Raw genomic sequence first — 15,904 nt, forward strand, 5'->3', positions numbered from 1 at the left:
TCAGCGGTTCAGCCGTCGAGATTGACGCGGCGCAGCCGCAGCGCATTGCTGATGACCGAGACGGACGACAGGCTCATCGCCGCGGCGGCCAGCATCGGTGACAGCAACGTCCCGAAGATCGGATAGAGGACACCTGCGGCGACCGGAACACCGGCTGCGTTGTAGACGAAGGCGAAGAACAGGTTCTGGCGGATGTTGCGGATCGTCGCTTTGGCCAGCAGCCGCGCGCGCACGATGCCGTTGAGGTCGCCCTTGACCAGCGTGATCCCCGCGCTCTCCACCGCGACATCCGCGCCGGTGCCCATCGCGATGCCGACATCGGCGGCTGCCAGGGCCGGCGCGTCGTTGACGCCGTCACCTGCCATGGCGACCGATGCGCCCGCCGCGCGCAGTTCGTCGACAAGCGCCTTCTTGCTTTCGGGAAGCATGTCGGCGCGGACAGCGTCGATGCCGAGCCGGTCGGCCACCGCTTTCGCCGTCAGCGCGTTGTCGCCTGTCGCCATGATGATCTTGAGCCCGCTTTCGTGCAGGGCGCGGATCGCCTCGGCCGTCGTTGCCTTGACCGGATCGGCAACGGCAACGATGCCTGCCAGCTTGCCGTCGACGGCGACGAACATTGCCGTCTTGCCATCCTTGCGCAGCGCATCGGCCTGCTGGCGCAGGGCCTGCGTGTCGAGACCCATCGCTTCCATCATCGCCCGGTTGCCGAGCGACACGGATGCATCGCCGACCTTGCCCTGAACGCCCTTGCCGGTGACGGCCTCGAAGTCGGCGGCGTTTTCGATCTTTGCGCCGCGCTCGCTCGCGCCCTCGACGATCGCCTCGGCAAGCGGATGCTCCGACCCCCTTTCGAGGCTTGCGGCGAGACCAAGCAGCCGCTTCTCGTCAAAGCTGCCGGCGGTAACGACGTCGGTCAGTTTCGGCCGGCCTTCTGTCAGCGTGCCGGTTTTGTCGACGATCAGCGTGTCCACCTTGGCGAAGCGTTCCAGCGCCTCGGCGTCCTTGATCAGCACGCCGGCCTGCGCGCCGCGCCCTGTTGCGGTCATGATCGACATGGGCGTGGCAAGCCCCAGCGCACAGGGACAGGCGATGATGAGCACCGACACCGCCGAGACGATTGCGAAGACCATGCTGGGCTCGGGACCGAAGACGGCCCAGACGATGAAGGCCAGGATGGCGACAAGCACCACGGTCGGCACGAAGTAGAACGACACGCGGTCGGCCAGCCCCTGGATCGGCGCCCGGCTGCGCTGTGCCTTGGCCACCATCTCCACGATCTGCGAAAGCACGGTTTCAGAGCCCACGCGCTCGGCGCGGATGACGAGAGAGCCATTCTTGTTGAGCGTGCCGCCGGTGACCGTATCGCCTTCCGCCTTTTCGACGGGAACCGGCTCGCCGGTGATCATGGATTCGTCGATGGAGGACCGGCCCTCGACCACAATGCCGTCCACCGGCACGCTGTCGCCGGGGCGGACGCGCAGGCGATCGCCGCTCGCGACCTCGTCGAGCGGCACGTCCGTCTCGGAACCATCGTCGGCGATGCGCCGCGCCGTCTTCGGCGCGAGATCGAGCAGCGCGCGGATGGCCGATCCGGTGCGTTCGCGCGCCCGCAACTCCAGTACCTGTCCGAGGAAGACCAGCGCGGCGATGACGGCGGCCGCCTCGAAATAGACCGGAACGGAGCCGCCATGGCCGCGGAACTGATGCGGGAAGATGCCGGGGAACAGCGTCGCTACGACGCTGTAGATGTAGGCAGCGCCGACGCCGATCGAGATCAGCGTCCACATGTTGGGGCTGCGGTTGACGATTGACTCCCAGCCGCGGTGGAAGAACGGGATCGCTGCCCACAGCACCACCGGTGTCGCCAGCACGAATTCCAGCCATATCGCGGTGCGCTCGCCGAGCCATTCGCGCGCTGGCAGGCCCAGCATCGGGCCCATGGTGATGACCAGCAGCGGCAGCGATAGCACCGCGCTGACCCACAACCGCCGCGTAAAGTCGATGAGCTCCGGATTGGGCCCTTCCTCACCTGTGGGCACGCCCATCGGCTCGAGCGCCATGCCGCAGAGCGGGCACGAACCCGGCTTGTCGCGCACGATCTCCGGATGCATCGGGCAGGTCCATTCGGTTCCCGCTGGCATCGGCTCCGGCGCCGGCCGGTCACCCAGATATTTGGCCGGCTCTGCCTCGAATTTCTTCAGGCAGCGCTCCGAGCAGAAATAGAAGGCCTGACCTTTATGGTGGGTGAAATGTTCCGCGCTGGCGCGGTCGACAGTCATTCCGCAGACCGGGTCGGTCGCCGTCAGATATTGGTCGGGCGCAGCGGTGAATTTCTTGTGGCAGCCGGCCGAGCAGAAATGAAACGTCCGGCCTTCATGCGTCGCCGTCGGCTTGCCGGCGTTCGGATCGACCGTCATGCCGCAGACGGGATCGCGCGTTACGCCATGCGCCTTGCCGCCATGGGCGGAGCAGCAGGAACCGCCGCTCGAATTGTGGGAATGTGTGTGGTTGTGCGCCATGGGCAGTCTCCGGATTTCCTGATGAAACCACGGGTAATCCTTCCAGTCACTGGAGGGTCAAGCGCTTTTTTTCAGAGTTCCGCGTCAGCTCTCCTGCGCCAGCGCACGCGCGATCACGAGCTTCTGGATGTCGCTGGTGCCTTCGTAGATCTGGCAGACCCGCACGTCGCGATAGATGCGCTCGACCGGAAAGTCGGCCACGTAGCCGTAGCCCCCGTGGATCTGGATCGCGTCCGAGCAGACACGTTCGGCCATCTCGGATGCGAACAGCTTGGCCATCGAGGCTTCCTTGAGCGCCGGTTGGCCCGCCTCGCGCAGGGCGGCCGCATGCAGCACCATCTGCCGCGCGACCTCGATCTTCGTGGCCATATCGGCAAGGCGGAACGCGACCGCCTGATGCTCGATGATCTTCGCGCCGAAGCTCGTCCGCTCCTGTGCGTAGGCGAGGGCTGCCTCCAGTGCGGCACGCGCCATGCCGACCGACTGCGCGGCGATACCGACGCGTCCGCCTTCGAGATTGGAGAGCGCGATGCGATAGCCCTGGCCTTCTTCGCCGAGCAGCAGGTCGGGCGTCAGTTCCATGTCGTCGAAGGCGATCTGGGCGGTATCGGAAAGATGCTGGCCGAGCTTCTCCTCCAGCCCCGCCACGCGATAGCCGGGCGTGGACGTCGGCACGATGAACGCGCTGATGCCGCGCTTGCCGGCGTCCGGGTCGGTCACGGCGAAGACGATGGCGACATCGGCATTCTTGCCCGAGGTGATGAACTGCTTGGTGCCGTTGAGCACATAGCGGTTGCCGACCTTGCGCGCACGGGTCTTGATCGCGGAGGCGTCGGAGCCGGCCTGCGGTTCGGTCAGGCAGAACGCGCCCAGCCATTCGCCGCGCGCCATCGGTTTGAGGAAGCGTTCCTTCTGTTCCTCGCCGCCGAAGGCGAGTATGGGCGCGCAGCCGACCGAATTGTGCACGCTCATGACTGTCGAAAGCGCGCCGTCGCCGGCCGCGATCTCCTCGATGGCGAGCGCGTAGGAGACATAGTCGGTCTTCGAACCGTCATAGGCTTCCGGCACCAGCATGCCCATCAGGCCGAGTTCGCCCATTTCTGTGACGCGGTCGCGCGGGAAGGTCTTGCTGCGATCCCACTCGGCCGAAAACGGCTTGAGCCGCTCCTGCGCGAAGCGGCGGGCCATGTCGCGGATCATCGTCTGGTCTTCGTTCAGCAGCATCGATAGGCCTCTCTCTGCCGGTGCGGAAAAGCATCCCGCAGGCTTGTCGCATGCAGGCTGTTTGGCGACTATTCACTCGCCAGTAAAGTCATTACCTGCAAGAAAAGGGGCAGGCGACGCGCGGCGCCGATGTGGACACCGGGGGAGAATGACGAATGCAGACAAATGACGGGCCGGTGCTTTATTCCAGCGCCGGCGGCATAGCCGAGATAAGGTTCAATCGACCCGACCGGCTCAACGTTCTCGATCTCGAAATGGCGCAGGCGTTTGCCGCGGCCGTCGAACGGGTGACGGCCGACGAAACCTTGAGGGTGGTCGTCATTTCCTCGGAAGGGCGCGCATTCGTCGCCGGCGGCGACCTTGCGCATTTCCGGACGTCGCAGGACACGCGGGCGGCGGCGGCCGAGCTGATCGATCCGCTGCATGGCGCGCTGAAGATGCTTGCCGCAGCTCCCGTGATCTCGCTGGGCAGCGTGAAGGGAGCCGTCGCGGGCGCCGGCATGTCGCTGGCACTCAATTTCGACCTGCTGGTGGCGGCCGACGACGCGACATTCAACCTTGCCTATGCCCGTATCGGCGCGCCGCCCGATTGCGGCGGCTCGTGGGCGCTACCGCGCCTGGTGGGCGTGCGTCGGGCGCTGGAGATCGCGCTGCTATCCGATACCGTCGGCGCGGATGAAGCGCTGCGGCTCGGACTGGCCAACAGGATCGTGCCGCGCGACCAACTGGAAGCGGAGACGGCCAGGCTGGCAGCCCGCCTTGCCGCCGGTGCGCCGATGGCGCAGGCGCGGATCAAGGAACTCATGCGTACATCGCTCGGAAACGCCTACGCTGAGCAGCTCGATGCAGAGGCGCAGGCATTCGGTGATTGCGCTGTCACGGACGATTTCAGCGAAGCTGTCGAGGCGTTCTTCGCCCGGCGCAAACCGGTCTTCAAAGGTGTGTGACGCGGCAACGCGTCAGCCGAGTTTGAGGCCGAGATAGCGCTCCAGCGTGGCGTGGTCGTGGAGCAATTCCTGCGACGGCGCGCGATGCGCGATCATCCCGCGTTCCAGGATCACCGCGTCGCGCGTCAGGCGCAGGGCCACTTCGGCATGCTGCTCGACCAGCACGATCGCCACGCCCTCGTCGTCGATCATCTTCCGCACCGCGCCGGTCAGTTCCTCGATGATGATCGGGGCGAGCCCTTCGAATGGTTCGTCGAGCAGCAGCACAGATGGATTTGTCATCAGCGTGCGGGCGAGCGCGAGCATCTGCTGTTCGCCGCCCGAAAGCTGGTTTCCCATATTGCCGCGTCGCTCCCGCAGGCGCGGGAAGAGCGCGTAGATCGAAGAAGTATCCCAGCGCCCCGGCCGCGCGGCGACGGTCAGGTTTTCCTCGACGCTAAGCGAGGGGAAGATGTCGCGTTCCTGCGACACCCAGCCGAGGCCAGCCTGCGCGCGCCTGTGCGGGGCGAGGCGCGAGATGTCGCGGACGCCGAGCCGAACAGCTCCGCGCATGATGCCGACGAAACCCATGGCCGCCAGCAGCAGTGTCGTCTTGCCGACGCCATTGCGGCCGAGCAGCGCGAGGCTGCCGTTGGCCGGCAGCGACAGCGAAACCCCATCGAGCACCACGGCCTCGCCATAGCCGGCGCGCACGTCTTCCAGTTCGAGCAGGAGATCAGCCATGGCCGCTCCCCAGATAGACTTCGCGCACACGCGGATCGTCGCGCACGGTCTGCGGGTCCGCCTCCAGCAGAATTCCGCCGGAAACCATCACGATGATCTGCGTGGCGAAGCGGAACACGATGTCCATGTCGTGCTCGATGAAAAGCACCGAGATGTCGTCCGGCAGCGCGGCGATCACGTCGAACAGCATCGCGCTCTCGTCCTTGGGCACGCCGGCCGCCGGCTCGTCGAGCAGCAGCACCTTCGGGCGCGTCGCCAGCGCCAGCGCAATCTCGAGCAGCCGCTGCTGGCCATAGGGCAAGGTGCGCGTGACCCGCGTGGCGGCGTTACCGAGCCCAAGCCGCTCGAGAATGGCGATGCTCTCGTCGACGATCGCACCTTGCGATGCAAGGCCGCGCCAGAATTGCGCGGCCACGCGTTCGCGCTCGCAGATGGCGAGCGTGACCGCTTCAAGCGGCGTCAGGTCCGGAAACAGCGTGTTGATCTGGAAGGTGCGGGTCAGGCCCTTACGCACCCGTGCCGCGACAAGAGCGGCAGTGATGTCCTCGCCTTCCAGCTTGATCGTGCCGGCATCCGGCCTGAGCTGCCCCGTTATGAGGTTGATGAGCGTCGTCTTGCCGGCGCCGTTGGGGCCGATGAGCGCGTGACGGCAGCCGCGCGGCAGCGCCAGCGAGATGTCGCGCGCGACTTCCAGCGAGCCGAAGTTCTTGCGCAGCGCCTCCGTCCGTAACACGGCTTCGCTCATCCGCGGCCTCTCCGGCGCGCCGCGAGGCTGGCCAGCCCGCCGAGAATGCCCTTCGGCATCACCAGAACCACGAACATCAGCAGCAGCCCGATCCAGAAATACCAGTATTGCGGATTGATGCCCGCAAGCTGGTCGCGCGCCACCAGGAAGATGACCGCACCCACGATGGCCCCGTAGAGCCTGCCGGTACCGCCGAGGATCAGCATGACGACCACGTCGGCGGAGCGCTGGAAGCTGAGCGCGTCGAGCGCCACCACGTTGGTCGTCTGCGCGAGCAGCCCGCCGGCCGTGCCGGCGATGGCCGCCGAGATGACGTAGATCTTCTGCAGGTGGCGGCGATAATCGGAGCCGATGGCGGGCATGCGCCGCACGTTTTCGCGCACGCCGCGCAGCGCCAGGCCGAAGGATGAGTTGACGATCCGGCGGCTGAGCAGAAATCCGAGGAACAGGGCCGCCAGCGAATAGGAATAGGCGGTGTAGCCCCAAAGGTCGAACCGGAAGTAATTGAAGATCGGCCACGTGCGGATGCCGCGCAGCCCGTCGGTGCCTCCGGTCAGCCATGTCATCGCGTTCGCGAGTTCGTAGGTCAGGAAGCCGAGGCCGAGCGTGATCATGATGAGCGCGAGGTGCTGCACGCGCACGACGACGAAGCTGGCCAGCCAGCCGGCGAAACCGGCAATCGCGGCGGCGAACAGCAGGCCGGAAATCGGCTCGCCCCAGCCATAAACGCTGAGCAGGCCGGCGGCATAGGCGCCGAGGCCGAAGAACATGGCATGGCCGAGCGTGACGATACCGGCATAGCCGAGGATCAGGTCGACGGAGATCGCGAACAGCGCCGTGATGGCGATCTGGCTCGCCAGCGTCAGATAGGTCGGAAAGAAGTAGAACGGCAGCAGCGTCGCCAGCCAGAAGGCGATTTCGAGCGGCGACCACCGGCTTTGCCGGGCAAGCCAGGCGTGGGGCTGCTGGTTGACGTCGGCGTTCGTCATGGCCGGGCGCTTTGATTGGAATTGCGCTGCAGGGGCTGCGTTCCTTCGCGCCCCCCTCTGTCCTGCCGGACATCTCCCCCACGAGGGGGGAGATCGGCCTTCATTTCTCTGGGTGCCCATCCTGAGAGGTCGGAGATTAGCGACAGCCGATGCGCGAGTTGATCTCCCTCCTCGTGGGGGAGATGTCCGGCAGGACAGAGGGGGGCAACGTAGGGCGCGGGTCTGTCCATGAACTCGCTCACCGCTTTCCGAAAAGGCCGAGCGGCCGCACGAACAGGATGGCGACGAGCAGCAGGTAGATCAGGAACGAGCCGATTTCCGGCACGAAATATTTGCCGGCGACGTCGCCGATACCGAGCAGTGCTGCGCCTACGAAAGAGCCGGTGATCGAGCCAAGCCCGCCGACCGCGACCACGATCAGAACGTAGACGAGGTAGTGGAAGCCGAACGATGGATCGAGGCCGACGATCTCGATCGCCAGCGCGCCCCCGAGCCCCGCAAGCCCGCTGCCGAGTGCGAAGGTGATAGCGAAGATGCGCTCCACGTCGAGGCCCAGCCCCTGCGCCATGCGCTGGTTGTCGACGGCCGCGCGGATCTGTGCGCCGAGCCGCGTCCGTTCCAGCCCGAACACCAGCAGCGCCGTCACCGCAAGCGCGATCGCGATCAGGAAGATGCGGTAGACGCCGAGGCGCAGGCCGAAGACCTCGACCGAACCGCGCAGCCAGGACGGCAGGATGATGACCTGCTGCACCGTTCCGAACGCATAGGTCGCGACTGCCGCCGCGACGAACACCACGCCGATGGTGAAGAGAACCTGGTTCAACTCGCCCGCCTTGTAGAGCCGGCGGAAAAGCGTGCGCTCGAAGACCACGCTGACCAGCGCCGCCGCCAAGAAGGCGGCCGGCAGGGCAAGCAGGAAAGGCAGGCCGAGCTGGCGCATTGCCAGCACGGTGACATAGCCGCCCAGCATGCCGAACGCGCCGTGGGCGAGGTTGATGAAGTTCATCAGCCCCAGCGTGACCGACAGGCCCACCGACAGGACGAACAAGAGCATCCCGAAGGCGAACCCGTCGAACAGCACGATGGCGATCTGCCCGATCACGATCTCAAACGCATGCCAGCTTGAACCGAACCTGCCCTCAGTTGGCCCCGTGCAGCGGGTCTTTTACCTCCGGAATTTCGTGGATGATGACGTTCTGCAGCTTGCCGTCAACCTCCTGCACCTCGCGGATATAGACGGTCTGGACGACATCGCGCGTTTCCGGGTCGATGCTCATCGGGCCGCGCGGGCTCTGCCACGACATGCCCTTGGCGGCCTCGACCAGCGCGTCGCCGGACGCGTCGCCTTCGGTTGCCTTCAGCGCCTCGTAGATCAGGTGCATGCCGTCATAGCCGCCGATCGAGAACAGGTCGGGGCTGCGGCCGTTATTGGCAGCGTGATAGCCGTCGACATATTCCTTGTTGAGCGGGTCGTCGCGTTCGAGCGTGTAATGGAAGGTCGTGATGATGCCGCGCGCATTTTCGCCCATGCTTTCCAGAGCCTCAGGATGGGTCAGCTCACCCTGCGCGAAGATTTTCGTGTCCGGCGGAGCCAGCCCGCGATCCGCGAGCGCCTTGCCGATTGCCGCCGGCTGCGCGCCGCCCGGCACGAAGATGTAGACGGCTTCCGGATTGGCGTCGCGGACTCGCTGGACATAGGCCGAGAAATCGGGATTGGCGACCGGGGTGCGGTCGGAGCCGACGATCTTGCCGCCGGCCTCGGTGAAGCCCTTGGAGAACGAGCTCTCGGCATCATGGCCGGGGCCGTAGTCGGAAACCAGCGTATAGGCCTGCTTGATGCCGGCCTCGTTGAACGCCCACTGGCCGAAGGCATAGTTGAGCTGTGGAATCGTAACCGACGTGCGCACGATGTAGGGCGACTGCTCGGTGACGATGGACGTGGCGGCGTTCATCACCACCATCAGCTTCTGCGCCTCGTCTGCGATCGGGGCCGCACCCAGCGCTTCAGGCGTCAGCGCGAACCCCGCCAGGATGTCGACGCCATCGCGCACGACCAGCTCCTGCGCCATGCGCTGCGCGACGTCGGGCGCCGGGCCGCCGGTATCGCGCTTGATGATTTCGATCTTCTTGCCGGCAACCTCGTCGCCATGCTTGGAAATGTAGAGGTCGATGCCGGCCTGGAGTTGGTTGGCGGCGTCCGCGAATGGCCCGGAATAGGGCAGGATGACGCCGATCTTGACGGTTTCCTGAGCCAGTGCCGTGCTCGACCAGGCAAGGCCGAGCCCGAGCAATGTCGCCGCTGCTGCTTTGTTCAACATGCGCATTTCCTCCCTTTTTGTTGCCTTGCCACGCGCTCGTTCGCGCGCGGCAGCGGCTCCTCCGGGGATGAAGTGTATACATCGTTTGCGCGTTCGCAATAGGCATTCCGGACAGCGACGGTTTCCATCCCACTGTATGCGGCGCGCTTCGCTGTCGTTCAGACGAATGCGCGAAAGGAGTTTTTGCGAATCGGTCGCCAGCGCTCACCGGTGTGCGCGCTGGCGGAGTATGGACGAAAGCAACTGGAGCTGTGCTTGCATGTATACACTGAAATCCAGTGCGGCGCCTCTATTCGGGGAAGACGATGGTCTTCGAGCCATTTAGAAGCACCCGGTCCTCCAGGTGCGACCGGACGGCCCGCGCCAGCACGCGTCGCTCGATGTCGCGTCCCTTGCGCACCAGTTCCTGGGGGCTGTCGCGATGGCTGATGCGCTCGATGTCCTGTTCGATGATCGGCCCCTCGTCGAGATCACCGGTGACGTAGTGCGCGGTGGCGCCGATCAGCTTCACGCCGCGCTCGTGTGCCTGGTGATAGGGCCTTGCGCCCTTGAAACCGGGCAGGAACGAGTGGTGGATGTTGATGCAGCGGCCCGCAAGCCTGGCCGAAAGCTCGCTCGACAGAACCTGCATGTAGCGGGCGAGCACGACGAGGTCGATCTGCTCGCTATCGATGATCTCGATCAGTTTCGCTTCCTGCTCCGGCTTGGTCTCTTTCGTTACCGGCAGGAAGTGGAACGGCACGCCTTCGAAAGACAGGTCTGCATAGGTTTCGCGCGGATAGTTGGAAATGATCCCGCGCACGTCCATCGCCAGTTCGCCGATGCGCCAGCGGTACAGCAAGTCGGCAAGACAATGATCGAAGCGCGAGGCCATCAGCAGCACGCGCCGGCGAGCGCCCTGTATGCTTAGAGACCACTTCATGCCGAACTGCGCCATGACCGGTTCGAGCGCCTGTCGCGCCGCATCCTCGGCGATCGGGTCCGAGGCGCCCCGGAAGACGACCCGCGAAAAGAACTGCGCGGTTCCCGCATCATCGAATTGCTGCAGGTCCACGATGTCGCCGCCGAGTTCGAAGATCGCCTTGGATAGCGCGGCGACGATGCCGGCCCGGTTGGCGCAGTAGGCCGTAAGCACAAGGGCGGGGTTTTGCGCGGTCATTCTCATACTCCGGTTCAGTCTCGTCGGTTCGGCAGGTGTATACAGCGCCGGTCCGGATCGCGACTGTCTTTAATCGCCATAGCTGATGCCGAGGACGTTGGTGTGGCCCTTATGTCCTTTGAGGTGAGGGCTGAAAAGCCCCAGCGGGCAGCATGCGGGAATTTGGCGCGGTTGGTAGCCGAAGATCCTCTTGCAATCGATCGGGGCATGCGCAATGTATACAACAACGCTAACCGATGGGAGGATCGATCATGGCGGAATCCAGCCTTGAAGCCGTATTGCGCAAGAATGGCAGCGCCGTTGACCTGCTGCGCAACTCGAAAATCGGCATGTATGTATACCCTGTCGTGGCGCCGGAGTTTTCCAACTGGCGCGACGAGCAGCGGGCATGGCGCGAATCGGCGGTGCTTTTCGATCAGTCGCACCACATGGACGAGCTGATCGTCGAGGGGCCGGATGCGGAGAAATTCCTCGCACACCACGGCATCAACTCGTTCTCCAATTTCGGCCTGAACCGTGCCAAGCATTTCGTGCCGGTGACGCCGAACGGCCACGTGATCGGCGACCAGATCATTTTCAGGGAACGCGAGGACAAGTTCATCCTCGTCGGGCGCGCGCCGACCGCCAATTGGCTGCAGTTCTGCGCTGCCTATGGCGAGTGGAACGTGCGACTCAGGCACGACCCGCGCTCCAATTCGCGGCCCGAGGGCGAGCGCGTGCTGCGCACCCATTACCGCTACCAGATCCAGGGGCCCGAAGCGCCGAAGATTTTCGAGAAGCTCAACCGCGGGCCGATCCCGGAGATCAAGTTCTTCCATGTCGACTGGATCAATGTCGGCTCCAAGCGCGTGCAGGCGCTGCGCCATGGCATGTCCGGCGCGCCCGGACTGGAAATCTGGGGTCCTTACGAGGACAAGAGCTATGTCCTGTCCTGCATCCTCGAGGCAGCGAAGGAGGCCGGCGTCGATCTCGTGCGCTGCGGCAGCCGCGCCTACTCGACCAACACACTGGAATCCGGCTGGATTCCGTCGCCGCTGCCGGGCATCTACACCGGCGACGGCATGCTCAAGGCCTATCGCGAATGGCTTGGCGCCGACAGCTACGAGGCGATCGGCTCGATCGGCGGCAGCTTCGCATCGGACAAGATCGAGGACTACTACGTCAATCCGTTCGAGCTCGGCTACGACTTCTACATCGGCTGGAAGAAGGATGACTTCATCGGCAAGGCCGCTCTGGAAAAGATGAAGGGCGCGAAGAACCGCAAGAAGGTGACCTTCGAATGGAACGCGGAAGATGTGGTCGAGGTGATCGCGTCAGCGTTCCGGCCGGGCGAGGATCACTACAAGTGGATCGATTTCCCGCAGCCGAACTATGCGTCATCGAGCGCGGATATGGTCATGCGCGACGGCAAAATGGTCGGCATGTCGATGTTCAATGGCTACAGCTACAACGAGCGCTGCCTGCTGTCGCTGGGCGTCGTCGACCAGGATGTCCAGGAAGGCGATGTGCTGACGATGATCTGGGGAGAGCCCGACGGGGGCAGCGGCAAGACTTCCACCGAGCGCCACAAGCAGGCTGAAATTCGCGTGCGCGTCTCGCCGACTCCTTATGCGCGCGAGGCGCGCGAGAACTACGCGGATAGCTGGCGCACACGCAAGGCGGGCTGACGGGTTCGCTTTCGGGAGCTGATGCGAGGCGGCCCGGTTCCGCGCCCCTCGCATCATTTCGGACGTTGCATGACGTAGGCGGTCAAGAGCAGGAGAAGCTTATGGCGTGGTTGGAGCGTTTCGGGGCCGGGCGTGGCGGGTCCGAGTCTTCGAATGTGCACCTGGCAAAGATGCTCGAGAACCATTCGATCGAGGTCATGCCGCGCACGGCCGCCAAGATCGATGACTTCCGCGCACTTCTGCCTGCGGGCACCCGCATCTACATCGCCCATATCGAAGGCACGCCGATAGACGACATGGTTGCCACGGCGCGGCGGCTTCGCGACGATGGCTTTGCCGCGATGCCGCATCTGCCGGCGCGAGCCATTCGCGATGCGGCCGAGCTGGAGCAATGGCTGAGGCGCTACCGCGACGAGGCTGGCGTTGAGGAAGCGCTTCTCCTCGCAGGCGGGATGAAGAGACCAGCCGGCAATCTTCATAGCTCCATCGATATGCTCAAGACCGGCCTGTTCGATCGCCTTGGCTTTCGGCGCCTGCATGTGGCGGGCCACCCGGAGGGCAATGCCGACATCGATCCGGATGGCTCCAGCGCCGAGGCCGACAAGGCACTGTTGTGGAAGCAGGCATACAGCGAACGCACGGATGCCGAGATGGCCATCGTGACCCAGTTCGCGTTCGACGCGAAGCCGGTCATCGCCTGGGCGGAGCGGCTTCGCGGCGCCGGCGTCACCATGCCCATTCATGTCGGCGTCGCGGGACCGGCCAAGCTGCAGACGCTCATCAAATATGCGGTCGCGTGCGGCGTCGGCCCATCGCTGAAGGTTCTGCAGCGGCGCGCGCTGGTTGTGTCGCGGCTGATGCTGCCCTACGAGCCGGACGAGGTCGTAACCGCACTGGCGGCCTATGGCGCCGCAAGCCCGGATAGTCTGATCGAGCGTATCCATATCTTCCCGCTGGGAGGCATCAAGGCAGCGGCGGACTGGGCTCGCGAAAGGCGCGATGCGCTCCAGCCGGCACTGGCTGGATAGAGCGGCGTTTTTCAGGCAGGCGACAGACGCCCTACCGGCCTCTATCATGAGGATCGCATGCCGGGGGAGGTAGGTATGCCCGGTAAGCCGGCATCGAGGGAGGACTGGAATGGCTGCAAGGACTGCGCTGGTCGTCAGCGCGCATTCTGCCGATTTCGTCTGGCGCTGCGGCGGCGCGATCGCGCTGCATGCACAGAAGGGCGTCGCGGTGACGGTGGTGTGCCTTTCCTACGGCGAGCGCGGCGAAAGCGCCAAGCTGTGGAAGCAGGACGGCATGACGCTGGAAAAGGTCAAGGCGGGGCGGCGGCTGGAGGCCGAGAACGCGGCAAAGGCCCTCGGCGTTCATGACATCCAGTTTTTCGATTGCGGAGACTATCCGCTGGAACTCGACCGCGAGCAGCGGTTCCGTCTTGTCGACGTGATCCGCAAGGTGCAGCCTGATTTCATGCTGTCGCACTCGCTGGAAGACCCCTACAACACCGACCATCCCTACGCGACGCGCGTGGCGCTCGAATGCCGGATGGTGGCGCAGGCCTGGGGGCATAACCCTGGTGAAAAGGTGCTGGGCGCTCCGCAGCTTTATCTGTTCGAGCCGCACCAGACCGAGCAGTGCAACTGGAAGCCCGACACCATCCTCGACATCACCGATGTGTGGGACAGGAAAAAGGCCGCCATCGAATGCATGGAAGGCCAGCAGCATCTCTGGGACTACTACACAAACGTGGCCCAGAACCGCGCCAACCAGTTCCGGCGCAATTCCGGCGGGCAGGCAGGCGGGCGCGAGGCAAAGTATGCCGAGGCCTTCCAGTCCATCTTCCCGCGAACCGTGGATGAGCTGTGATGAGTGGAGTGGTGGTCAGGAACATCGAGCGTACAGACGCGGATCTCGTTGGCGGCCTCGGCAAGTGCGGCGTTGCCACGGTTCACGAGGCGATGGGCCGAAAAGGATTGATGCGGCCGTTCATGCGGCCGATCTATGCCGGCGCGCGGATCGCGGGTTCCGCTGTCACGGTCTCGGTCCCTCCGGGCGATAACTGGATGATCCATGTCGCCGTGGAGGAGTGCCAGGAGGGCGACATCCTCGTCGTCGCACCGACCAGCCACTGTGAAGACGGCTATTTCGGCGAATTGCTGGCGCGCTCACTGATGGCGCGGGGCGTGCGCGGGCTCGTGATCGAGGCCGGCGTGCGCGACGTGCGCGACCTGACCGAGATCGGCTTTCCGGTGTGGTCGCGGGCAGTCTCGGCGCAAGGGACAGTCAAGGAAACGCTGGGATCGGTCAATGTGCCGATCGTCTGCGCGGGCGCGCTGGTCAATCCGGGCGATGTGATCGTCGCCGACGATGACGGTGTCTGCGTGGTGCCGCGCGGCGAGGCAAAAGAAGCCCTCGGTGCCAGCCTTGCGCGCGAGGCCAAGGAAGCCGAGGTGCGCGAGCGGCTGATGGCCGGCGAACTCGGCCTCGACATCTACGGCATGCGCGAGAAGCTTGCCGCCAAGGGCCTGAAATATGTCTGACAACGGTGTCCGCTGCATGTGGATGCGCGGCGGCACGTCGAAAGGTGGCTACTTCCTTGCGTCGGACCTGCCGGCCGACCCGGCGGCTCGCGATGCGTTTCTCCTGCGCGTGATGGGCTCGCCCGACCCGCGCCAGATCGACGGCATGGGCGGAGCCGATCCGCTGACCTCGAAGGTCGCAGTGGTCAGGAAGTCGGCGCGTCCGGGCGTCGATGTCGATTATCTGTTCCTGCAGGTCTTCGTCGACAGGCCTGTTGTCACCGACGCGCAGAACTGCGGCAACATCCTCGCCGGGGTCGCTCCCTTCGCCATCGAGCGCGGGCTGGTGCCGGCCCGAGATGGCGGGACGGACGTGCGCATCTTCATGGAAAACACCGGCCAGGTGGCGGTGGCTTCTGTTACCACGCCTGGAGGTACAGTAACCTATGAGGGCGACGCGCGCATCGACGGTGTGCCGGGCACGTCGGCTGCCGTGCCAATTACCTTCCAGGATACGGCAGGGTCGTCCTGCGGCGCTCTGCTGCCGACCGGCAACGCTGCGGACGAGATCGACGGCATCTCCGTCACGCTTATCGACAACGGTATGCCATGTATCGTGCTGCGCGCGCAGGATCTTGGTGTCACCGGTTATGAGGAGCCGGCCGAGCTGGAAGAGAACACGGCACTGCGCGAAGGGCTGGAAACGATCCGTCGCAAGGCGGGGCCGATGATGAACCTTGGCGATGTCGCGCAGAAATCGGTGCCGAAGCTGACGCTTGTCGCACCGCCGCGCAACGGCGGCGCGATCTCGACGCGCACCTTCATTCCCCACCGCTGCCACTCGTCCATCGGCGTGCTCGGCGCCGTAAGCGTTGCCACCGCATGCCTGTTGCCGGGGAGCGCCGCTGCGGTCCTTGCCAATGTTGGGGAGGACGGCCGCCGACGCGCGCTGTCGATAGAGCACCCGACCGGCGAAATGACCGTGCTGGCGACGCTCGACGACCGCGGGGCGGTGGTGTCGGCTGCCATCCTGCGCACGGCACGCAAGTTGTTCGACGGCGTGGTGTTCGGTTGAATTCGAGCGCTAACGC

The 15,904-nt window shown here is 65.0% G+C and carries 14 protein-coding genes; 6 read left to right on the forward strand and 8 right to left on the reverse strand.

Going from position 1 to position 15,904, the window contains the following annotated elements:
- Positions 1 to 8: 8 nt before the first annotated feature.
- Positions 9 to 2,519 (reverse strand): heavy metal translocating P-type ATPase, encoded by a 2,511-nt coding sequence (locus tag V1479_RS05175; RefSeq protein WP_368801936.1) that lies wholly within the window; start codon positions 2,517 to 2,519, stop codon positions 9 to 11.
- Positions 2,520 to 2,603: 84 nt separating this feature from the next.
- Entirely contained in the window at positions 2,604 to 3,743 is a 1,140-nt protein-coding gene (locus V1479_RS05180; protein WP_368801937.1) for an acyl-CoA dehydrogenase family protein, read from the reverse strand.
- A 155-nt stretch (positions 3,744 to 3,898) separates the two neighbouring features.
- On the opposite strand from V1479_RS05180, the gene V1479_RS05185 reads away from it, so the two are divergent.
- Positions 3,899 to 4,690 carry an enoyl-CoA hydratase/isomerase family protein gene (locus V1479_RS05185; RefSeq protein WP_368801938.1) on the forward strand — a complete coding sequence of 264 codons (792 nt, stop codon included), beginning with the start codon at positions 3,899 to 3,901 and terminating at the stop codon, positions 4,688 to 4,690.
- 12 nt (positions 4,691 to 4,702) lie between these two features.
- Here V1479_RS05185 and V1479_RS05190 read toward each other — a convergent pair whose 3' ends face one another.
- The 6 genes from V1479_RS05190 to purU form a co-directional block, all read right to left on the reverse strand.
- The gene (locus V1479_RS05190; protein WP_368801939.1) at positions 4,703 to 5,413 is read right to left on the reverse strand and encodes an ABC transporter ATP-binding protein; all 711 of its coding nucleotides are present in this window, start codon (positions 5,411 to 5,413) and stop codon (positions 4,703 to 4,705) included.
- Positions 5,406 to 6,158 carry an ABC transporter ATP-binding protein gene (locus V1479_RS05195; RefSeq protein WP_368801940.1) on the reverse strand — a complete coding sequence of 251 codons (753 nt, stop codon included), beginning with the start codon at positions 6,156 to 6,158 and terminating at the stop codon, positions 5,406 to 5,408. The genes V1479_RS05190 and V1479_RS05195 overlap by 8 nt, the downstream gene beginning before the upstream one ends.
- The gene (locus V1479_RS05200; protein WP_368801941.1) at positions 6,155 to 7,147 is read right to left on the reverse strand and encodes a branched-chain amino acid ABC transporter permease; all 993 of its coding nucleotides are present in this window, start codon (positions 7,145 to 7,147) and stop codon (positions 6,155 to 6,157) included. The genes V1479_RS05195 and V1479_RS05200 overlap by 4 nt, the downstream gene beginning before the upstream one ends.
- 238 nt (positions 7,148 to 7,385) lie before the next feature.
- Positions 7,386 to 8,237, reverse strand: a complete 852-nt coding sequence (locus V1479_RS05205) for a branched-chain amino acid ABC transporter permease (protein WP_312860564.1) — start codon at positions 8,235 to 8,237, stop codon at positions 7,386 to 7,388.
- 49 nt (positions 8,238 to 8,286) lie between these two features.
- On the reverse strand, positions 8,287 to 9,465 hold the full coding sequence (locus V1479_RS05210) for an ABC transporter substrate-binding protein (RefSeq protein ID WP_173187616.1): 1,179 nt from the start codon (positions 9,463 to 9,465) through the stop codon (positions 8,287 to 8,289).
- 289 nt (positions 9,466 to 9,754) lie between these two features.
- Positions 9,755 to 10,624 (reverse strand): formyltetrahydrofolate deformylase, encoded by an 870-nt coding sequence (gene purU / locus V1479_RS05215; protein ID WP_368801942.1) that lies wholly within the window; start codon positions 10,622 to 10,624, stop codon positions 9,755 to 9,757.
- 251 nt (positions 10,625 to 10,875) lie between these two features.
- Here purU and ligM point away from each other — a divergent pair, with 251 nt between their 5' ends.
- The 5 genes from ligM to V1479_RS05240 all read left to right on the forward strand — a co-directional run bounded on the left by ligM (position 10,876) and on the right by V1479_RS05240 (position 15,888).
- Positions 10,876 to 12,291, forward strand: a complete 1,416-nt coding sequence (ligM, locus tag V1479_RS05220; RefSeq protein WP_173187612.1) for a vanillate/3-O-methylgallate O-demethylase — start codon at positions 10,876 to 10,878, stop codon at positions 12,289 to 12,291.
- Positions 12,292 to 12,392: 101 nt separating this feature from the next.
- Complete coding sequence (locus V1479_RS05225) at positions 12,393 to 13,319, forward strand: methylenetetrahydrofolate reductase (protein WP_368801943.1); 927 nt, start codon at positions 12,393 to 12,395, stop codon at positions 13,317 to 13,319.
- 109 nt (positions 13,320 to 13,428) lie between these two features.
- Positions 13,429 to 14,160: a PIG-L deacetylase family protein gene (locus tag V1479_RS05230; protein ID WP_368801944.1), complete on the forward strand. Its 732-nt coding sequence runs from the start codon at positions 13,429 to 13,431 to the stop codon at positions 14,158 to 14,160.
- Entirely contained in the window at positions 14,160 to 14,834 is a 675-nt protein-coding gene (locus tag V1479_RS05235) for a 4-carboxy-4-hydroxy-2-oxoadipate aldolase/oxaloacetate decarboxylase (protein WP_368801945.1), read from the forward strand. The genes V1479_RS05230 and V1479_RS05235 overlap by 1 nt, the downstream gene beginning before the upstream one ends.
- Positions 14,827 to 15,888, forward strand: coding sequence for a 4-oxalomesaconate tautomerase (locus V1479_RS05240; protein ID WP_368801946.1), 1,062 nt, complete (start codon positions 14,827 to 14,829; stop codon positions 15,886 to 15,888). Before V1479_RS05235 ends, V1479_RS05240 begins: the two co-directional genes overlap by 8 nt.
- Positions 15,889 to 15,904: the final 16 nt, after the last annotated feature.

Origin of the sequence: Neoaquamicrobium sediminum (genome assembly GCF_040970315.1) — a bacterium.
Taxonomy (GTDB): Bacteria; Pseudomonadota; Alphaproteobacteria; order Rhizobiales; family Rhizobiaceae; genus Aerobium; species Aerobium sediminum.